Origin of the sequence: Kitasatospora sp. NPDC093102, assembly GCF_040683915.1 — a bacterium.
Taxonomy (GTDB): domain Bacteria; phylum Actinomycetota; class Actinomycetes; order Streptomycetales; family Streptomycetaceae; genus Kitasatospora.
This window is the reverse complement of record NZ_JBFBFA010000069.1, coordinates 1-18580: the sequence shown is the minus strand read 5'-3', so window position 1 is coordinate 18580 and position 18580 is coordinate 1. Positions and strand designations below refer to the sequence as shown.

18 protein-coding genes, 5 pseudogenes and 1 riboswitch are annotated in these 18580 nt (G+C 70.5%); of the genes and pseudogenes, 16 read left to right on the top strand and 7 right to left on the bottom strand.

All coding sequences use genetic code 11. The annotated features are described in order from the left end of the window. Window positions 1–74: 74 nt before the first annotated feature. Window positions 75–275 (bottom strand): hypothetical protein, encoded by a 201-nt coding sequence (locus tag AB0O11_RS37020; protein ID WP_363396272.1) that lies wholly within the window; start codon window positions 273–275, stop codon window positions 75–77. A 490-nt stretch (window positions 276–765) separates the two neighbouring features. On the opposite strand from AB0O11_RS37020, the pseudogene AB0O11_RS37015 reads away from it, so the two are divergent. Beyond that, window positions 766–2172: pseudogene (locus tag AB0O11_RS37015) on the top strand (IS1380 family transposase). A gap of 126 nt (window positions 2173–2298) precedes the next feature. On the opposite strand, the gene AB0O11_RS37010 reads toward AB0O11_RS37015, so the two are convergent. Next, window positions 2299–2910: a transposase gene (locus tag AB0O11_RS37010; RefSeq protein WP_363396269.1), complete on the bottom strand. Its 612-nt coding sequence runs from the start codon at window positions 2908–2910 to the stop codon at window positions 2299–2301. Between the two features lie 255 nt (window positions 2911–3165). Between AB0O11_RS37010 and AB0O11_RS37005 the strand changes: the two are divergent. From AB0O11_RS37005 to AB0O11_RS36955, 11 genes and pseudogenes are all read left to right on the top strand, one after another. Continuing rightward, window positions 3166–3399 (top strand): annotated as a pseudogene (locus tag AB0O11_RS37005) (transposase); the annotation flags it as partial. Window positions 3400–4189: 790 nt separating this feature from the next. Beyond that, window positions 4190–4366: riboswitch (M-box (ykoK) riboswitch) on the top strand. Window positions 4367–4696: 330 nt separating this feature from the next. Beyond that, the gene (locus tag AB0O11_RS37000; RefSeq protein WP_363396266.1) at window positions 4697–6343 is read left to right on the top strand and encodes an NRAMP family divalent metal transporter; all 1647 of its coding nucleotides are present in this window, start codon (window positions 4697–4699) and stop codon (window positions 6341–6343) included. A gap of 97 nt (window positions 6344–6440) precedes the next feature. After that, the gene (locus AB0O11_RS36995; RefSeq protein WP_363396263.1) at window positions 6441–6713 is read left to right on the top strand and encodes a hypothetical protein; all 273 of its coding nucleotides are present in this window, start codon (window positions 6441–6443) and stop codon (window positions 6711–6713) included. Window positions 6714–6783: 70 nt separating this feature from the next. Then, window positions 6784–7032: a hypothetical protein gene (locus tag AB0O11_RS36990; protein WP_363396260.1), complete on the top strand. Its 249-nt coding sequence runs from the start codon at window positions 6784–6786 to the stop codon at window positions 7030–7032. A 34-nt stretch (window positions 7033–7066) separates the two neighbouring features. Next, window positions 7067–7237: a hypothetical protein gene (locus tag AB0O11_RS36985; RefSeq protein WP_363396257.1), complete on the top strand. Its 171-nt coding sequence runs from the start codon at window positions 7067–7069 to the stop codon at window positions 7235–7237. Further along, window positions 7238–7519 (top strand): winged helix-turn-helix domain-containing protein, encoded by a 282-nt coding sequence (locus tag AB0O11_RS36980; RefSeq protein WP_363396275.1) that lies wholly within the window; start codon window positions 7238–7240, stop codon window positions 7517–7519. Window positions 7520–7577: 58 nt separating this feature from the next. Continuing rightward, window positions 7578–8312 (top strand): MgtC/SapB family protein, encoded by a 735-nt coding sequence (locus AB0O11_RS36975; protein WP_363396254.1) that lies wholly within the window; start codon window positions 7578–7580, stop codon window positions 8310–8312. Between the two features lie 56 nt (window positions 8313–8368). Further along, entirely contained in the window at window positions 8369–8848 is a 480-nt protein-coding gene (locus AB0O11_RS36970; protein WP_363396251.1) for a hypothetical protein, read from the top strand. Between the two features lie 48 nt (window positions 8849–8896). Then, a pseudogene (locus AB0O11_RS36965) lies at window positions 8897–9264 on the top strand (glyoxalase). A 424-nt stretch (window positions 9265–9688) separates the two neighbouring features. Then, window positions 9689–11446 (top strand): ABC transporter permease subunit, encoded by a 1758-nt coding sequence (locus AB0O11_RS36960; RefSeq protein WP_363396248.1) that lies wholly within the window; start codon window positions 9689–9691, stop codon window positions 11444–11446. A gap of 46 nt (window positions 11447–11492) precedes the next feature. Then, entirely contained in the window at window positions 11493–12893 is a 1401-nt protein-coding gene (locus AB0O11_RS36955) for a nitrate/sulfonate/bicarbonate ABC transporter ATP-binding protein (protein WP_363396245.1), read from the top strand. Between the two features lie 50 nt (window positions 12894–12943). On the opposite strand, the gene AB0O11_RS36950 is transcribed toward AB0O11_RS36955, so the two are convergent. The 5 genes and pseudogenes from AB0O11_RS36950 to AB0O11_RS36930 form a co-directional block, all read right to left on the bottom strand. After that, window positions 12944–13369 (bottom strand): metalloregulator ArsR/SmtB family transcription factor, encoded by a 426-nt coding sequence (locus AB0O11_RS36950; protein WP_363396242.1) that lies wholly within the window; start codon window positions 13367–13369, stop codon window positions 12944–12946. A gap of 73 nt (window positions 13370–13442) precedes the next feature. Continuing rightward, window positions 13443–13568: pseudogene (locus tag AB0O11_RS36945) on the bottom strand (transcriptional regulator); the annotation flags it as partial. A gap of 152 nt (window positions 13569–13720) precedes the next feature. Then, window positions 13721–14215 (bottom strand): annotated as a pseudogene (locus AB0O11_RS36940) (CorA family divalent cation transporter); the annotation flags it as partial. A gap of 344 nt (window positions 14216–14559) precedes the next feature. After that, window positions 14560–14703: a hypothetical protein gene (locus AB0O11_RS36935; RefSeq protein ID WP_363396239.1), complete on the bottom strand. Its 144-nt coding sequence runs from the start codon at window positions 14701–14703 to the stop codon at window positions 14560–14562. Continuing rightward, entirely contained in the window at window positions 14700–15644 is a 945-nt protein-coding gene (locus AB0O11_RS36930; RefSeq protein WP_363396236.1) for a hypothetical protein, read from the bottom strand. Before AB0O11_RS36930 ends, AB0O11_RS36935 begins: the two co-directional genes overlap by 4 nt. A 450-nt stretch (window positions 15645–16094) precedes the next feature. Here AB0O11_RS36930 and AB0O11_RS36925 point away from each other — a divergent pair, with 450 nt between their 5' ends. The 4 genes from AB0O11_RS36925 to AB0O11_RS36910 all read left to right on the top strand — a co-directional run bounded on the left by AB0O11_RS36925 (window position 16095) and on the right by AB0O11_RS36910 (window position 18540). Further along, window positions 16095–16349, top strand: coding sequence for a hypothetical protein (locus AB0O11_RS36925; protein WP_363396234.1), 255 nt, complete (start codon window positions 16095–16097; stop codon window positions 16347–16349). 478 nt (window positions 16350–16827) lie between these two features. Continuing rightward, window positions 16828–17232: a hypothetical protein gene (locus AB0O11_RS36920; RefSeq protein WP_363396231.1), complete on the top strand. Its 405-nt coding sequence runs from the start codon at window positions 16828–16830 to the stop codon at window positions 17230–17232. Window positions 17233–17576: 344 nt separating this feature from the next. Continuing rightward, window positions 17577–18098 (top strand): transposase, encoded by a 522-nt coding sequence (locus tag AB0O11_RS36915; RefSeq protein WP_363396228.1) that lies wholly within the window; start codon window positions 17577–17579, stop codon window positions 18096–18098. A 13-nt stretch (window positions 18099–18111) separates the two neighbouring features. Then, complete coding sequence (locus AB0O11_RS36910; RefSeq protein ID WP_363396225.1) at window positions 18112–18540, top strand: DUF6000 family protein; 429 nt, start codon at window positions 18112–18114, stop codon at window positions 18538–18540. Window positions 18541–18580: the final 40 nt, after the last annotated feature.

Genomic DNA, 18580 nt, shown 5'->3' with positions numbered 1-18580 from the left:
ACACGGCAGACTGCCGCGCGTGACCAGCACGAGCACCGGGATACGGAATCACACCAGGCCCGTGACCTGCCACTTCACGATGCACACCACTCACTGAAGTCGACCACCACGCCCTGGGACGGGTCGTCCAGACCCTCCGCGGCGACGAGCACCCCCGCCCGGATCAGCTCGTCGTTGAAGCGGCCCACCGTCTCCAGCATCTCCTCGAACGGCGTGGCCATCATCTTCGCGACGGACTCGTCCGTGCCCCGCATGATCAGCATGTACTTCGCCATCGTCAGTCTCCTTGATCGGGGATCGTCTCTCGACCCTCTCAGTCCCAGGTCGAACGGCGCAGCCACAGATCGACACGACGGAAGGAAATCTTTCAGGCCTTCGCACCACGTTGGTGTCGACGAAGGCCGGGAGACCGCGGCGTGAGCGGGAACCGAGGAGCACGGAGTAGGCCAAGTAGCGCGAAAACTCTGGCCATCTACGGTGCACAGTCACAGCCGGGCAGGCGGGGGAAGGTCAGCGCCACTGGTATGAGGCGCTGGACCCGGCCTCGAAACCCCCGCATCCGATGAGTCTGACCCGAGTGGATCCACCTCGCGATCTGCCATCGATGACAGCAGATCGCGGCGCGCCGTCAGGCAGCCTGCTAGCCTGCGCGTTTCACTTGGGGCCGTGTCCGGATCATGAACGGGAACGCGAAAGTGCCTTCTGAGCTGGGACGATGAGGCTTGTCTAAGGTCTCCGTCAGCCCAGCAGGAAGGCACTTTCTACGTGCACACTACCGGGTCACGGCCCCGGCTCGTCGTCTCCACCGACGGACGCGGGGTCGTCAGCCACGCCGGGTCGCGCCTGCTGGCCGCTTCGCCGACGCCACCGGCCTCACGCAGGCCTTCAGCGACGCCCTGCGTCGGCTCCGCCCGCGCGGCACCGGCCACGAACCGGGCCGGATCGCCGCCGATCTGGCGGTGATGCTCGCCGACGGCGGCGAGGCGATCGCCGACCTCACGCTGCTGCACGACCATCCCGAAGTCTTCGGCCCGGCCGCCTCCACCCCGACCGCCTGGCGACTGCCGGCCGGCCGGCATCGATCCTGCCGCGCTCGCAGCGTTGCGCGGCGCCCGCGCCGCCGCCCGCGAGACCGCCTGGCTGCAGACCGGCAAGACCCGCGACGGCATCCCCGCTACTCACGCGGGCGGACGCGAACTGCCAGGCTTGGCCCTCGACATCGACGCCACCCTGGTCACCTGCCACTCCGAGAAGGAGAACGCGGCACCGACCCACAAGCACGGCTTCGGCTACCACCCGCTGCTGTGCTTCCTCGACAACACCGGCGCGGCCCTGACAGGTGTGCTGCGGCCGGGCAACGCCGCGGCCAACACCGCCACCGACCACATCGCCGTACTCGACGCCGCACTCGCCCAGATACCCGACGCCCACCGCCACGGCACCGAGATCCACATCCGCACCGACAGCGCCGGCTCCGCCAAAGCCTTCCTGGCCCACATCCGAGCCCTGCGCTCGTGCGGCGTCCGCGCCTCGTTCTCCGTCGGATGGTCCATCACCGAGCCGGTCCGCCACGCGATCCGCCACCTCCCGGACCAGGTATGGCATCCCGCCCTCGAACAGGACGGCTCCCTGCGCGACGGCGCCCAGGTCGCCGAGCCGACCGGCCTGGTCGACCTGCCGGGCCTGCCCGAGGGCACCCGGATCACCGTCCGCCGCGAACGCCCACACCCCGGCGCCCAGCTCACGCTGCTCGACCTGGACGAGAGCATGCGCCACCAGGTCCTCCTCACCGACACCCCCTACGGCCAGGGCTCCCTGCAACTACTGGAGGTCCGCCACCGCGCCCACGCCCGCGTCGAGGACCGCATCCACTGCGGCAAGACCACCGGATTCAGCCGCTTCCCCTCCCGTCACTTCCAGATCAACGCTGCTTGGCTCGAACTGTCCCTGGCCGCCATCGACCTGCCCGCCTGGACCCACACCCTCCTGCTGGACGGAGAGTTGGCCACCGCCGAGCCGAAGAAGCTCCCCTACCGGCTGCTGCACGCCGCCGCCCGCATCACCCGCGGCGCCCGCCGACTACATCTGCGGATCGCCACCACCTGGCCCTGGCGCCACGACCTGGCAACCGCCTTCACCCGACTGCAGGCCCTACCCCGACCCGTCACCTGATTTCCCCGACCATCCCTGCCCACCCACGAACCAAGGGCCCCGGAGACACCGGCCACGCGTCGGGCCCTCAGCATGTCCCCACACCCCCACGCAGGCACAACACGTCGCCAGTGCCATCAACCGAGCTCAGCCAGGCCCAACTGAAAGGCGAAGGCTAATGGGCGGCCGCAGGGAGTCCATGACCGCCAGGAGGTCGTCGACGACATGCCGGGAGGCGTCCGGGAGCGGCAGTTCGGCCAGCCAGGCCCGGCCCGGACCGGTGAAGCACCCGCCGGCCGGGCGGGTGTGGCCGAGGTCGGCGAAGACGGTGTGGATCCGGTTCCTGAGCAGGGTGCGCAGGCGCACCAGCTGAAAGCAGTGCCGGAGCAGGGCCCGCTGCTGGCGCACGTCCAGCGGGGCGATCCATGCCTCGGGGAGCAGGTCGGCGCGGAGCAGTTGTCCGAGGGTGGCGGCGTCGACCTTGTCGTTCTTCAGCCTGGCGGACGCGATCGCCTTGCACCGCAGAGGATGGACGAGGTGGGGCTGGTACCCGTAGTCCTCCAGGAGTTCCACCAGCCAGCCCCAGCCGTAGGCGGCCTCGAACGCCACCGGGGTGCCGATGGGAAGATCCCCGATCACGCTGAGTACGGGCTCGACGCCGTTGGGGACGTTCCGATTGACCTCCACCTCACCCGATTCGTCGACGAGGGCGATCTGGGACCGCTTGCGATGCACGTCGATACCGACGTAGACAGACATTGCCGGGCCTCCTTCCCGAGCTCGTGTGTACCCGGACGATAGGCATCGCCGGGCTGAGTACGGAAGGGGGCCCGGCCCTCATAGGGTCCTACCTTCTTGAGTGGGTGGTTCGCCTGACCTGGCCGCCCGGTGTCTCACGACGGCCCGGCCACTGATTAGGAGCTGCGAGCGCCCGCGCGATGCACCGCTGAGTAGGACCACGTCGGCGAGGTCGTCCGCGGGAGAACAGCGCACATCGAACGACCGGAGGAACCCGTGGCCCGAATCTGGGCGGGGACGGACATCGGCAAGACCCACCACCACTGCGTGGCCCTGGACGCCGAAGGCAAGTGGCTGCTGTCGCGCCGAGTCCTGAACGACGAGCCGGAGCTGCTGGCCCTGCTCGCCGACGTGCTCGCCCTCGACGAGGACGTCCTGTGGGCCGTCGATGTCGCCGACGGCATGGCCGCCCTGTGGACCAACGTCCTGCTCAACCACGGCCAGCAACTCGACCCTGCGCACCGGGCGCCTCTCCGGAGTCGGCCTCGACATCTACGAAGAACCCACACCGCCGTCAGCCAGATCATCGACGCCACCGCCCGCAACATCGACGACTACGCCGCCGGCCGCACCAACGAAAACACTCTCATCCGCAGGTCCAGACCCCGCGAGGGCCCGGACCTCGTAGCGTGGACTCGGACGACCGACCGGCCGACCCCGGCAACAGGGCTCCTGTCTCACAGACCGAAACACCGAAACGGATCGGAAACCTGCCACTCTCCGAGAACCACTTGACCCCCAGTCGCCCGGCGATACACATCGCTGCACGTCAGACGGTAGACAGCCCGCGCTGTTCGTTCACCGAAAGATGCCTCAATGCCGGTGGTGAACAACGCGTGGTCCCCGGCCAGGGCCCGGCGGCCTGGCCGGGTGGCGGCGATTCGGCGCTGCCGCCTGTGGGTAGTACTGGCGCAGGATTCGGTCCCCTGGGGTCGGCTCCAGCCGGTGGCCAGATGTGGCAAGGGGATTCGGTGGCGCGGCGCAGGACGGTGGCGGGGCTGCTGGCGGAGGCCTACCTCGCGAAGCAGCAGGCGAAGGCAGCGCAGGCAGGCACGGCCCAACCCGCCAAGCCGGAGTTGGCGAAGCGCCCGCGCAAGCCCCGCAGGCCCGATCCCGAGGCGGAGCGCTCTTCCCGCCTACTCGCTGCCACAGGCACAGGCACAGCAAAGGTAAAGGTAAAGGTTCTACCAAGTAGGCAAGTATGGCGTCGGCTGGGGTCTATGCTTTTCGAGGTTTGAAGAAGGCACCTCGTTCGGTGAGGCTTCTTCACGGACACAGGCCACTGATCCGACGACGTCGAGAGACGCCCAGGGTTAGGACAGATCCTCCCGACCTAAGGGTTGATCCGAAGTGGCTTCCGGCCGACCGGGCCGGACACGCCGTGGAGTGCCAAAGCTCTGACGAGTTGGGGTGAGCCGGCGGTCGTTTCCGCGCGCCGGCGAACTCCTTGCCGTGTCGATCACACGCACCACGGGGTGCGTCGGCCGGGAGGAGGCGAGAGACATGGATTGCAGTAGTCCAGGCCACAGTTGCCCCTGCCCGCGCTTGCCCTCGTACACCTCCGGCACGCGGTAACCACCTTCCCTGCGCGCACACTTGCCGCTGCGTCACGCCCGCCCGACGGCTTTGCCATGCCCTGGTGGCATCGCGTCGTCGCGGCGCGATGCGGTGTGCCCTGCCGCAGGGGGGATTGCTGCTGCGTGCCCCCGAACCGCCCCGCCTGCCGCGGGGCCACGGGAGGCCCGTCATGACCACCAACGCCACGCTCAACTCGAAGGTTCCCGCCCCGCGTTCCGCCGTACTGGACGACGCGCACGTCGGTGACATCAAGGGTGCGCTCGGCACCATCCACCACGACGACACCGCGCCCCGCGAGGGGCTGTCCGCCAAGCTCAAAACCCTGCTCGCGATCGTCGGCCCCGGCCTGATCGTGATGGTCGGCGACAACGACGCCGGCGCGTTCGCCACCTACGGCCAGGCCGGCCAGAACTACGGCACCCACCTGCTGTGGACGCTGCTCCTGCTCATCCCGGTGCTGTACGTCAACCAGGAGATGGTGCTTCGCCTCGGCGCCGTCACCGGCGTCGGGCACGCCAGACTGATCCTGGAGCGCTTCGGCAAGTTCTGGGGCGCCTTCTCGGTGATAGACCTGTTCCTGCTCAACGCACTCACTCTGGTCACCGAGTTCATCGGCATCACACTCGCGGCCGGCTACCTCGGCCTGCCGAAGGTCGCCTCCGTCGTCCTGGCCGCCGCGGTCATCATCGCCTCGGGGTTCACCGGCTCGTTCCAGCGCTTCGAACGGATCGTGGTCACCCTGTGCGTCGGATCGCTGCTGCTGATCCCGGTGTACTTCCTGTGCCACCCGTCCGCCTCCCAGATGGCCCGCGACTTCGTCGTGCCGAACATGCCGGGCGGCTCCGGCGAGCTGTCCAGCGTCATGCTGCTGATCATCGCCATCGTCGGCACCACCGTCGCGCCCTGGCAGCTGTTCTTCCAGCAGTCGTACGTGATCGACAAGCGCATCACCCCGCGCTTCATGAAGTACGAGAAGGCCGACCTGGTCATCGGCATCGCGATCGTCATCGTCGGCGCCGCCGCCATGATGGGCTTCACCGCCGCCGCCTTCACCGGCACCGACGGCTTCGGCCAGTTCGAGGACAGCGCAGGCGTCGCCAAGGGCCTGGCCGACAACGCCGGCAAGCTCGCCGGCGCCCTCTACGCGGTCGCCCTGCTCGACGCCTCGATCATCGGCGCCTTCGCGGTCTCGCTCTCCACTGCGTACGCGATCGGCGACGTGTTCGGCATCAAGCACTCCCTGCACCGCGGGGTCAAGGGCGCCAAGGGCTTCTACGCCGTCTACGCCGGACTGGTGGTCGTCGCCGCCACCATCGTGCTGATCCCCGGCTCGCCGCTGGGCCTGCTCACCGAGGGCGTCCAGACCCTGGCCGGCGTGCTGCTGCCCTCCGCCAGCGTGTTCCTGCTGCTGCTCTGCAACGACAAGGACGTGCTCGGTCCCTGGGTCAACGGCCCCAAGACCAACGCCTTCACCGCCGCCGTGGTCGGGATCCTGGTCACCCTGTCGATCATCCTGACCGCCTCCGTCCTGTTCCCGGACATCAGCTCCGGCACGATCATGACGATCATGGCCTCCTGCGGCGTCGCCGGTGTGCTGGCCGCCGGCTACGCCTTCACCCGCCGCCGCACCGCCACCTTGGAGGACCCGATCGACCGCACCGGCCGCGACAGCTGGCGGATGCCCCCGCTGGAGACCCTGGCCAAGCCGACCGTCTCCACCGGCTACAAGATCGGCATGGGCGCCCTGCGCACCTACCTGCTGATCGCGATGGTCCTGGTCGTCATCAAGATCGTCCAGACCGCCCTGGGCAACTGACCCACCGCGCCGGGGCGGCGGCCACCGAACCGCCGCCCCGGCCACCCACCCGGAACCCTCGACCGCCCCGCACCCGGGGAAGGAAGGAAGTACGGCCGTGCGCACCACCCCGCGCCACCGCTGCCCCAGCGTCCGCCTCACCCTGCACGACGGCGTCGAGCGCGCCTACCGCCTCGACGACCCCGGCATCTGCCCACGCTCCGGCACACCCAACACCGCCGCCTCCGCGTACGAGCCCCGCGTGCACCTGGCCTACCTGCTGGCCTGCCAGGGGCACCGCCCGGACTGGCTCGCCCACTCCGCGGACCTGCCCGAAGCCGCCGCGCGCATTCTCGCCCGCGCCGCCATCGGTCACCGGCCGAGCACCTGACTCACAGTCGGGCATTTCCCTGCCGCGCGCTTGATGCCCTCTTACCGCCCTGTCACGGAGGTGACCTGCCATGTCCATCGTCGCCGCGTTCCACCCCACCGTCCTGTCCGCCGGCCGCGGCCGCCTGCGCGCCGCCCTCGCCGCGATGGGCCGACGCCTGGCGGAGAGTCCGCTGGACAGCCCCGTCCTGCGGGCCGTCGCCGCCCAGAGCCCGGCCACTCCGGGCCCCCGTCCCGTCCGTCCGCGTGCCAGGTGGCGAGTCGCCACCGCCCCGGACGGGACGACCCGACTGGAAGCCACCTGGCACCCCGTCCACTGAGCAACCCGTCCGACCGGCCGAAGGAGCATCCGTCATGGCCGTGCGCTACCCCAGGCTCGACGCCATCTTCTCGGACCAGACGAGGTCCGCCTCCCCGCCCTCCGCGCGGCGCCCGCAGCCCGCCATCGACACCGACGCGGGCCTGGTGGTGGACGCCGAGCAGCGCACCGTCACCGTGGAAAGAAAGCAACTGGCTCTCCCCTAGCTGGAGTTCGAGCTACTGGCCCACCTGGTCGACAACCCTCCCCCAGCCTTCGGCCGGGGGTACCCCCATCGGGTCCACTCCCGTCGCCAGCTGATGGAGACGGTCTGGGGCCGCCCGGACACCGGCGACACCCTCCCCCAGCCTCCGGCCGGGGGTGCCCCCATCATCGCCAGCCACATCGCCCGCATCCGCCGCAAGGTCGGCCCCGGGCACCGGGAGGCGATCGCCACCGTCCGCCAGATCGGCTACAAGTACGACCCCCGCCTCGCCCGCGCCGCCTGAGGTTCACCCACCCGCGGTTGAGTCGGCCCACCCGTCCCCCGTCGAAGGAGGTGCCTCCGTGCACACCCTGACCACCGTCGAATTCCTGCTCCGGCTCGCCACGGGCGTCGCCTGCGGCGCGCTGATCGGCGTCGAACGCCAGTGGCGGGCCCGGATGGCGGGCCTTCGCACCAACGCCCTGGTCGCCGCCGGCGCCACCCTGTTCGTCCTGTACAGCGAGGCCGTCGGCGACACCGGCAGCCCCACCCGGGTCGCCTCCTACGTCGTCTCCGGCATCGGCTTCCTCGGCGGTGGCGTCATCCTGCGCGACGGCGCCGGCGTCCGCGGCCTCAACACCGCCGCCACGCTGTGGTGTTCGGCCGCCGTCGGAGTACTCGCCGCCTCCGGCAAGCTCGAACTCGCCGCCCTCGGCACACTCGCCGTGCTCGCCGTCCACCTCGTCCTGCGCCCGGCCGGCCGACTGCTCGACCGCACCCCGCAGTCCGGCAGCGACCCCGACTCCACCAGCCGCGCCACCGTCCACCTGGAGTGCGACCGCAAGTCCGAGACCCACATCCGGGCCCTGCTGCTCCAGGCCCTCGCCGCCTCCGGCCTCGCCCCGACCGGCCTGCGCGCCCGCCGAACCGAACAGGGCGACGCCACCAGCCTGCGAGCCATCGTCGCCATCACCGGCAACGTCACAGCCGCCTTGGAGCAGGTGATCGCCCGCCTCTCCCTGGAGCCGGGCGTGCGCGACCTGCACTGGCACCTGGAGGACGAGGACGACCGCACGGAGCATCCGGCGCTCGTCTGAGACCGGTCCGCACGACCCGCCACACACACCGCAGCCCACAGAAGGAGGTCACCGCCATGACGAAAGCCGCTCAGTTCCCGCGGACCGGCAGAGGGGCCACGCTGGTGGGCGTCCTCCTCCTGCTCTCCCTGGAACCGCTCGCCGTCGGCGTCGCCCCGCCCCGCCTGCGGCTCTTCCTCGGCGGAGTCCTCATCGGAGCCTCGACAGCCGGGCTGCTGGTCGCGCTGCTGTTCGCCCGCAGCCGTCGCACCGCCCGGAAGGCCCTCGCCCTGCCGCTGGGCGACGACGACACTCAGTGGTTCAGCGCCCGCACCCTGGAGGGCTTCCCGATGGAGCAGGTACGGCCGCTGCTGCTGTCACCCGGCGCCCCTGGCCTGAACCGGCTCTACACCGCGTGGGTGTTCGCCCTCCACGGCCACGACCCGCAATGGATCGCGCGCCAGCTCGACCTGCCGACGCCCACCGCCCGGCTGCTGGTCGACGCCGCCCGGCGCCACACCTCGCCCGCCGCCGACACCGTCCACCCGCAGGACTGACGCCGGCCCCGGCCCGGCGCGATCCGCCCACCACGAGAGGAGGCCGCAGTGATCACGGCCCTCGACCACGTCCAGCTCACCGCACCCCCCGGAAGCGAAGCCCTGCTCCGCGCCTTCTACGGCGACGTCCTCCAGATGGCGGAGATCCCCAAGCCCCGGCCGCTGGCCGAGCGGGGAGGATGCTGGTTCGCCGCCGACGGCGGACGGGTCAGGCTCTACCTCGGCATCGAGCAGGGCTTCCGGCCCAACACCAAGGCCCACCCCGGCCTCACCGTCAGCGAGATCGACGACTTCGCGCAACGCCTGGCCAACTGGGCGCACTCGTGGTCTGGGACGACAGCCTGCCGCCCCACCGCCGCTTCTACACCACCGACCCCGTGGGAAACCTCCTGGAGTTCGTCGAAGCCCGGGCGTGAACCGGTCACAGCGAAACCCGCGCCGGCCCAGGGGGCGGCCCGCCCCAGCGCCTCGAACGGACGGCCCCGGGAAAAGCGTATTTGCGTATCGACGCAAGAGGTAGGAGACTTCCCGGGACACCCTTGTGTGCCCGTCCCCGGCAGCACATGAGGCTGCCCGGCATAGACGTACCCAGGCAGAACCGGAGGAGGCAGCCATGGGCGAAGACCCTCCCAGTACCCGGCGCCGTCCCGGCCGCCTCCCCTCCGCCGCCCGCGCCTGACACGGCACGCGGCGTGACACGGCGCGCGTCCCTCCGCGGATGCGTCGCCGTCCTCTTCCTGTTCTCCGGCTTCTGCCTTTTCACGTACGCGCACCGCCCCCGCTCCCCGGCCCGTGGCCGAGGCGGCCGGGGCCGGTGGTGCGCGCCCGGAGGTTCCCGTCATGTCGTTCCTGAAGTCGGCCCCGGCCGCCTCCCGGACCTCGCTGCCCGCCCGGATGGCCGGCCGGCTGTCCCGGATGACCTGGGTGGACGTGATCGTCGCCGCGGCCGTCCTGGTCCTGCTCTACCTCGCCCTGCGGGTCGGGCAGGGCACCACCGTCCGGTTCTCCACCGGCCAGGACGCGGCCGTCGACACCGATCCGGCACGGCTGCCGTACGACGCGGCGCGCTCGCTGCTGCGGATGTTCGCCGCCCTCGTGCTCTCGGTCGTCTTCACCTTCACGTACGCCTACGCCGCGGCCAAGAGCCGCCGCCTGGAGCGCATCCTGATCCCGGCGCTGGACATCCTCCAGTCCGTCCCCGTCCTGGCGTTCCTGACCGTCGCGGTGACCGGCTTCCTCGCGCTGTTCCCCGGTTCCATGCTCGGCCTGGAGTTCGCGGCGATCTTCGCGATCTTCACGTCCCAGGCGTGGAACATGACCTTCGGGTTCTACTACTCCCTCACCTCGCTGCCCCGCGAACTCGACGAGCTGTCCCGCTCGTTCCGCTTCACCCGCTGGATGCGGTTCTGGAAGGTCGAGGTGCCCTCCGGCATGATCGGCCTGGTCTGGAACGGCATGATGAGCTTCGGCGGCGGCTGGTTCTTCCTCGTCGCCTCCGAGGCGATCAGCGTCAACAACCAGAAGTACGCGCTGCCCGGCGTCGGCTCCTACGCGGGCGCCGCCATCGCCGACGGCGACCTCGGCAAGGTCGGCTGGGCGATCGCCACCATGGCCGTCATGGTGATCGCCGTGAACTTCCTGTTCTGGCGCCCGCTGACCGCCTGGGCCGAGAAGTTCAAGAACGAACAGTCCGAGGCCACCGAGATCCAGCGCTCCGTCGTCCTGGACTTCCTGCGCCGCTCGCACTGGCCCGAGCTGTTCGGGCGCCTGCTGCGCCCGGTGGGCCGGGCGCTGTCCCGCGCCGGGCGGCTGCTGGGCACCGACGACCGCCCGCTGGCCGTCGGATCCACCAGGCAGCGGGCCGGAGACCTCGCCTTCGCTGTCGTCGCCGGCGGACTGATCCTCTGGGGCCTGTTCGACCTCGGGCACTACCTGTACGACGAGACCGGCCTCGGCGTGTTCGGCGAGCCGCTGCTGCTCGGCCTGGCCACCCTCGCCCGCGTCATCGTCCTGGTGACGGTGGCCACCCTGGTCTGGGTGCCGATCGGCGTGAAGATCGGCTTCTCCCCGAAGCTGACCCGCATCGCCCAGCCCGTCGTCCAGGTGCTCGCCAGCTTCCCCGCCAACTTCCTCTTCCCGCTGGTCGTCTGGCTGCTGCTGAAGACCGGGCTGTCGATCGACGTGGGCGGCATCCTGCTGATGGCCCTCGGCGCCCAGTGGTACATCCTCTTCAACACCATCGCCGGCGCCATGGCCATCCCCACCGACCTGCGCGAGGCCATGGACGACCTCGGCGTGCACGGCCTCCAGCGCTGGCGGCGCCTGATCATCCCCGGGATCTTCCCCGCCTACGTCACCGGCGGCATCACCGCCTCCGGCGGTGCCTGGAACGCCTCCATCGTCGCCGAGGTCGTCACATTCGGCGGCACCACGCTCACCGCCACCGGCCTCGGCGCCTACATCGCGCAGGCCACCGAGCGCGGCGACTACCCGCACCTGCTCGCCGGCGTCGCCGTGATGAGCCTGTACGTCGTCGCCCTCAACCGGCTGTTCTGGCGCCGCCTCTACCGCCTGGCCGAGACCCGCTACTCCCTCTGACACTCACGCGAGGCCCCGCCCGCACCACTTCGCACGGAGAACCTCCATGAGCCTCAAGACCCTGCTCGGCCGCCGCGCCACCGACACCACCACCAAGACCACCCGGGCCACCGCGCCCGCCGGCCGCCCCGCCGACGGCGAGGTGCTGCTGGAGACCGTCGGCCTCACCAAGGCCTACGCCGGCGCCGACGGCGAACTGCCCGTCCTGTCCGGCATCGACCTCCAGGTCCGCGCCGGCGAGATCGTCGCACTGCTCGGCAAGTCCGGCTCCGGCAAGTCCACCCTGCTGCGCTGCCTGGCCGGGCTGCTCCCGCCCAGCTCCGGCACCGTCTCCTACCGCGGCGCCCCGCTGACCGGCGCCAACCCCGGCACCGCCATGGTCTTCCAGACCTTCGCCCTGCTGCCCTGGCTGACCGTCCAGCAGAACGTCGAACTCGGCCTGGAGGCCCGCGGAGTGAGCCCCCAGGAGCGCGCCGAGGCCGCCGTCCGGGCCATCGACCTGATCGGCCTCGACGGCTTCGAGTCCGCCTACCCCAAGGAGCTCTCCGGCGGCATGCGCCAGCGCGTCGGCTTCGCCCGCGCCCTGGTCGTCGAACCCGACGTGCTGATGATGGACGAGCCGTTCTCCGCCCTCGACGTGCTCACCGCCGAGAACCTGCGCGGCGAACTGATGGAGCTGTGGGACTCCGGCCAGTTCCCCACCCGCGCCGTCGTCCTGGTCACCCACAACATCGAGGAGGCCGTGCTGATGGCCGACCGCATCGTCGTCCTCGGCTCCCGCCCCTACGGCACCATCCGCGAGACCGTCGAGGTCGCCCTCGACCGTCCCCGCGACCGCGACTCCGCCGCCTTCGACGAGCTCGTCGACCGGGTCTACCGAATCATGACCGGCCGCCCCAAGGAGACCCGCCTGCCCGGCCGCAGCGAGGCCGTCCAGCTCGACAAGCGCACCGTCGCCAACACCCCGCTGCCCACCGCCACCGTCGACGGCCTCTCCGGCCTCGCCGAGATGATCGCCCACCGCGGCGGACGCTGCGACCTCGCCGGCCTCACCGACGAACTCGGCCTCGACATCGACGACATGCTCCCCCAGGTCGACGCCCTCGACCTGCTCGGCTTCGCCGAGATCAGCGACGACGACCTGCTCCTCACCGGCACCGGCACCGCCTTCGCCGACGCCGACGTCCAGAAGTCCAAGACCATCTTCGCGGGCGCCGCCCTGGAGGTGCCGCTGGTCAAGCTGATCGCCAACAGCCTGCGCGGCAAGGACGGCGCCACCGTCCGCGCCGGCTTCTTCCGCGACCTGCTCGCCCACCACTACACCAGCGAACAGGTCGACCGGCAGCTGGAGACCGCCACCGACTGGGGCCGCTACGCCGAACTGTTCAGCTACGACGCCGCCCCCCAGGAATACCGCCTCGACGAAGGCGCCGACCTGCCCCGCTGACGCGCGACGGCGCGGGACACCCCGTCCCGCGCCGTCCGACGCCGCACGGCTCAGACCGCCTGCTCCGTCGCCGGGCGCCGCCGCCCCAGCCGGGCCGCCCGAGCGCCCTGCGTCTCGACCACCACGGCGGCCGCTGCTTCACCGCCGCCACCGCCGCCACTACCGCCCCCGTGCTCCGGCATCCTGCTGGCGACCAGCGCCGCCTCGGTCAGCAGCCCGCTCACGTCGGCGGCCCGGTAGAAGATCCGCGTCCCCTCCCGCCGCGACACCACCAAGCCCGCCGCCCGCAGCCTCGCCAGATGCTGCGACGTCGCCGCCACGTGCGCGCCCAGGAGTTGCGCCAGCTCGCTCACCGGCAGCTCCCGCCGGCTCAGCGCCCACAGCAGCCGGTAGCGCGACGGGTCGGCGACCGCCTTCAGCACCGCCACCGCGCGCTCCGCCGCATCCGCATCCCACGCCTCTCCTTGCGCATTCATGCAAAGATCCTACCGGCGCGCACCGCGGCCGGTCCGCCGGACAGACGGCGACCACCCCGCCGGGTGGCCGCGGTCAGCCGGTCACGCCCAGCGCTGCCTCGGCGGGCCCGTCCGGCTCCTCCGCGTCGCTGAGCCCGAGCCGCAAGTGCTCGGTGTGGTAGGCGGCCTGGTCGAGCAGCTCGGCTGCGTGGTTGTCGTAGGCGATGAAACGAGGAGCCGAGCCGCTGAGACCCCCGGCCTACTGGCCGTGGGCGATCCAGCGGGCGATGAACCCGACCCACGCGAACATCGCCGAGAACACGACCACGGAACCATAACGGCGCATCGCGCCTCCCTCCCTCGACATGGCGGTCACAGCCAGTTGCGGCGCTTGAAGATCAGGTACAGCCCGACGCAGACCACACCCATCAGCGCAATCGCGAACGGATAGCCGAACACCCAGTGAAGTTCGGGCATCTTCTTGATCTCGTCGTTCTGGGCGTGCCCCGCCTCCGCGAGCTGCTTCATCTCCTCGTTCTGCGCCTGTGAGACCAGGGCCGCGTTGACGGTGAGGATGTTCTGCAGCATCTGCCGGAAGCCGTCCACCCGCTCGGCGGCGTAGGTGGCGTGGTCGGCCACATCGCGCAGGTAGCGCTGGAGCTCCTCGTCGATGCCGCACTTCTGGAAGCCGGCTTCCAGGCTGCGCATGATCTCCAGCAGCGGCCTGGTGGCCCGCTGGAACTCGATGACCTCGCGGGACAGCTCGTAGATGCACCTCGACACCTTCGGGTCGCCGCCGAAAACCTCGGTCTCGATCTCGTCGATGTCGTGCTGCAGGCCGGCAATCACCGGCGCGTAGCCGTCCACGCCCTGTTTGACGGTCGCGGCCTTCAGCACGCCGAGCACCTGGAGGATGCTCCCGCGAAGCGGCGCGGTCGGCGGCTGGCGTTCGGCCGGCTCCCGGACGGCGCGGACGGCTTCGCCGGACGCGGGAAGAATCACCAGGCCCGCCGCAGGCGCGAACCCCGAACCGCACCGACCGGCCACCTCCGCCACCCAAGACGAAGGACAGAGAAGGGGTTGTCGGCATTTCCGGCCCGCCCCGTATGGGCGCTGACCTGCGGCGATACCGCGCCGGGGCGAATCGTCAGGTGCTCACAAGGCGACCGGGTAGACGTCCGACGAGACGCCTCACAAGATGCGGCCGGTCGTCAGCCGAGCACCGGGGCGGCGTCGGCGTCGATCAGCCCCCCCTCCAGGGCCTGGCGCACCAGCAGGACGGCCAGCTCGGCGGTGCTGGTGACCAGCGGGCGGCTCCGGTCGGCGGGGTCGGCGACGAAGCGGCCCTCGATCACCAGGACCCAGCCGTCCAGCCGGCTCGCCCCGTGCTCGATCCAGGCGAGCGCCCGGCCGGCCTTGCGGACGTAGAACAGGCCCGGGCCCGGGTCCACCCGGCCAGGTCCCAGCCCGGCTGCTGCATCAGGCTGCTGATGTTCTGGATCAGGTCGAACCGGCCGAGGCCACGCAGGTACGGCTCCGGCGGAACACTCGGCGGGTCGCCGGCCTGTTGGCGGGGCAGCACGACCGGCGCAGCGGCAGGCGGGAGCTCCGGCTCGGCGGAGGCCGGCGCCGCGGGGACGGGCTGCTCCTGGTCGTCGTCGCCGGGGGTCGGGGATTCGCCTCGCGGGGCGGAACTGTCGTCCCGGTCATCGTCGGCCGGGGCGGAGTCGTCGCCCCAGACATCGAGCCGCTCGCGCATGCGCCGGTTGACGCGCTCGCGTTCGGTGAGGTCGGGCCAGCGGGTCTTGTCACGGATCTCCTGGGCGGTGGCGAAGACGCGGTGGCTGTAGCCGGGCAGCCGCAGGGCCAGCTCCTGGAAGGCGGCGACCGGGTCACCGTTCTCCGTCTCCTCCAGGAACCAGGCGAGCTTGCGGCGCAGAGCATCGGCCAGGCCGAGGAGGTGCCGGCCGTCCTCGCCCCAGCGGTCATCGTCACCGGCCGGGGCGGCGGAGAGCGCCGCGGGCTCCGGTGCGACGGCCGGGCCAGGTACAGTCGCAGCGGGCCCGGTTGCAGCGGGCGCTGCAACCGCCGGTGCAGCAGCCTCGGCCGCTGCTGCTTCACGGGCCTTGGCCTTGGCGCGGTCGACCTTGCTGCGGCACGAACGCGAGCAGTACAGCGGCGGCCGGCTGCGGGCCGCGGGCAGCGGGTTGGAGCAGCCGGGGCGGGCGCACAACCGCGCCTGGTCCTCGCCGTCGGCCGGCTGGTCGGTGGCGGCGGTCGGCGGAGCGCTGTCCATGTCCGGGAGGGTAGCCGCCGAGGTCAGCCGCCTGTGCGGGATTCGCCCCACCGGCGGGCGGGGCGATACTCCGGAGCCGGCCGGGCGGGACAAGGGGTTCTGCAGCACGGTCGCGGTCCGGTTGTCCCGGCCGTGCTGCCCCCATGCCTATGCGGGCGCTGAGAGCGGAGGCCCTTGTCGTCCGCGCCGGAGGGACCGGATGATCAGCTCATGTCTATGAGCCGAGGCACCTTCTACGACGTTCCCCTGAGCACACTGTTCCCCCAGCTGTCTGCCGCCGGCCTTGGATCACTGCAGCGCGCCGCTAGCAGCGTTGGCGCAGCTCTGTCAGAAGCTGCCGCCACGAAGTGGGATTGGGAACCGGAGCATGCGGTCTTCACAGGGCCGCAGTCCCGGACATACGTGATTCTCCTCCTGTGAGTTGTTCAGCCGGCGAGTGGAAGCGACTGGTTGGAGTTCCAGCTTCAGGTGGGCTGGACGGACCGAGGTCAGCACGAGGTGACCGCCTCGGTCAACGTGGGCTGCTGGTGCGAGACCGACCATGGCACCCATGACGTCGACGTCCTCAAGTTCGCCGTCGGTGACGAGATGTCGCTACCCCAGGCCTTCGAAACATGTGCCGAGCGCATGATGAGGTGGCTGGCTGACCCGCACGACGCAGACTTCTGGCGAGCCCGAGAGGATTTGCCGGCACGCCGTATGTAGGGCCCCGCTCGGGCCCATTCGACTCCTCTCGCTCGGCGCGGGACCAAGTTTGTCGCCCGATCGCTGGCTGAGCAGGCTCGATCATCCAACCGCTCCCGCGGAGACATCACGCCCTGCTACGAACAGGACGACACCGACCTCCGCAGCGGCGACTACCACGTTCGCACGCTTCTGGAGCTCGTTCTTCACACCCTCCGAACCAAGGCCCTCCGAGAACTGCGAGCAGCCCTCGTTCCCCTCGACGACAAGAGACTCCAGCGAACTCTCAACAACCCCTTCGCACCACCCGACCTGCCTTGGCGGAAGCGCCGAATCGACCCCTGCCACGAGAAGCGACCCCGCCGACACGCCCAGGTGGTGCTATCTCTCACCGACATCTTCGCGACGGGAGAGCAAGGCCTGCTGCCAGTGTCGGCAGCGGGTGAAACGAGGTTCTGGATCACTTTCCGGTACTGGCGGTCACCCCCGACGGCACCCTGTGCGCGGCCCTGTCCAACCGCACCGCCTTCTTCATCGCCCCCGGAGCCACCACCAGCTCGCCCCCGTCCGTCTGACCGGCGCACCCCTGGCCATCACCGTCGCCGCCGCCACCAAGGTCGAGACCCAGCCCGAGCCAAAGTACGCCGCCGAATTCAAGCGCGACGCCAGGACGTACTCGTACAAGGCCTTCGACGGCGGACACGGCATGTGGCCGGACTCCGCCACCCCCGCCAAGACCCTCGTCCCCGCCCCGGACAACACCCACGAAGGCCGCTACACCTTCAACGAACAGGCAAAGATCTGGTACAAGGCCGACTGGCCCTTCGGCGAGTACAAGCACTTCTACCGGATCCCCGCCTGGAACAACGCCCTCGTCGACGGCGACGACCTCACCTGGAAATAGCACCCCCTGGATGCGCTGCTCGCCCTCGGTGACCATACGGATCAGCCGGCCGAGCCGCGGCCGGTGTTCCAGCTCGGCACACAGCGTCTCCAGCACGTCTCCAACGCTGAGCCCCTTCGCGCCGGGCGGCGCGGCCGGTGACCACCGCCACCACCGGGCCGTCCGGCTGCTCCTGGTGCCGGTCGCTCACTCGGCGCCCTGCCGGGCGAGCAGGTCCGCCAAGGCCTCGCCGCCGGCCGCCGGCACCTGGCCGAGGCCGAGATGCAGCAGGCCGCCCGAGCCCACCGCCGCGAGCCCGCCACCCCGCAGGTTGGAATTCCGGTCCCCCCTTTCAGATTTCGACCATGAATTCACGCGCAAAGTGGGCAGAAACAAAAAGTCCCGGCCGCTCTGGACGGCCGGGACTTTCGTTCCCGGCGACACTGAACAGCTCGTCGCCCAGGTCCTCCAGGAGCTCGCGCACCACGTCCGGAAGGCCGTCACGGGTGACGGCCTTCCAGCTTCTACCGCAGTGGGCCGCCTTTTCCGGTAGTGGTCGCCCCGTTCGCTGTGTTCCCGTCGCCGGCTTGCGCGGGCCGAGCGGCCTGGATCGCCTCCTGCAGATTGTCGAAGGCCTGCTCGGCGTGGCCCGCGGCGAAGACCTCGAAGGATGGATCGAGCAGGTCAGACAGCACGATCTGCCCGCCCTGCGGCAGTTCGCCGACGGACTCCTCCACGACTGGGACGCGGTCGTCGCCGGCCTGTCGAGCCCCTGGAGCTCCGACCAGGTCGAAGGCCAGGCGACCAGGGTCAAGCTCCTCAAACGCGCCGGCTACGGCCGGGCCAAACTCGACCTCCTCCGCACCCGCATCCTCCTCCGAGCCTGAGGAGTACCTGCACATGAGCCCACGGCGCCCCACCGACCCGGACCCCGGAATCAGCTGGCCGCAGACCAACGGCGAACGGGAAGATGCCGTCATGCGCTTTCCTCGTTCCTCGAACCCCGAACTGCTCGACGTCATCGAGCGCTACGTCAAGCCCACAACCAACGACACCGGGCGCTACCTCCACCTCCTCCACGCCAACTTCACCCGTGACGACGAGCGTGAGCGCACACTCTTCCTCCAGTCACTGCGCTCAGCCGCCCAGGCGATCACCGATGAGGAACTCGAAGTCCTCCTGGAGAGCGAATGGCGCTCCCGCCTCACCGCTGCCTGGCTGATCGGTGTGGACCGCCGTCAGCACTTCCGAGACGTTCTTGTCGACGATCAGGGAATTCGGCTCTGGCGAAGATCTTGTGATCGGGCCCGTGGGGCCGGAGAAGTCTGACACGATGTCAGGCGTGCAGTTCGCGGAACCTTGAGATGGT

What these genes read in the sequence shown, in the direction of transcription:
- AB0O11_RS36930 (WP_363396236.1), bottom strand. Translation starts at nt 15,644, where the DNA reads ATGGACAGCGCTCCGCCGACCGCCGCCACCGACCAGCCGGCCGACGGC.
- AB0O11_RS36970 (WP_363396251.1), top strand. Translation starts at nt 8,369, where the DNA reads ATGACGAAAGCCGCTCAGTTCCCGCGGACCGGCAGAGGGGCCACGCTG.
- AB0O11_RS36955 (WP_363396245.1), top strand. Translation starts at nt 11,493, where the DNA reads ATGAGCCTCAAGACCCTGCTCGGCCGCCGCGCCACCGACACCACCACC.
- AB0O11_RS36990 (WP_363396260.1), top strand. Translation starts at nt 6,784, where the DNA reads ATGTCCATCGTCGCCGCGTTCCACCCCACCGTCCTGTCCGCCGGCCGC.
- AB0O11_RS36960 (WP_363396248.1), top strand. Translation starts at nt 9,689, where the DNA reads ATGTCGTTCCTGAAGTCGGCCCCGGCCGCCTCCCGGACCTCGCTGCCC.
- AB0O11_RS36950 (WP_363396242.1), bottom strand. Translation starts at nt 13,369, where the DNA reads ATGAATGCGCAAGGAGAGGCGTGGGATGCGGATGCGGCGGAGCGCGCG.
- AB0O11_RS36910 (WP_363396225.1), top strand. Translation starts at nt 18,112, where the DNA reads ATGAGCCCACGGCGCCCCACCGACCCGGACCCCGGAATCAGCTGGCCG.
- AB0O11_RS37000 (WP_363396266.1), top strand. Translation starts at nt 4,697, where the DNA reads ATGACCACCAACGCCACGCTCAACTCGAAGGTTCCCGCCCCGCGTTCC.
- AB0O11_RS37010 (WP_363396269.1), bottom strand. Translation starts at nt 2,910, where the DNA reads ATGTCTGTCTACGTCGGTATCGACGTGCATCGCAAGCGGTCCCAGATC.
- AB0O11_RS36915 (WP_363396228.1), top strand. Translation starts at nt 17,577, where the DNA reads ATGAATTCACGCGCAAAGTGGGCAGAAACAAAAAGTCCCGGCCGCTCT.
- AB0O11_RS37020 (WP_363396272.1), bottom strand. Translation starts at nt 275, where the DNA reads ATGGCGAAGTACATGCTGATCATGCGGGGCACGGACGAGTCCGTCGCG.
- AB0O11_RS36985 (WP_363396257.1), top strand. Translation starts at nt 7,067, where the DNA reads ATGGCCGTGCGCTACCCCAGGCTCGACGCCATCTTCTCGGACCAGACG.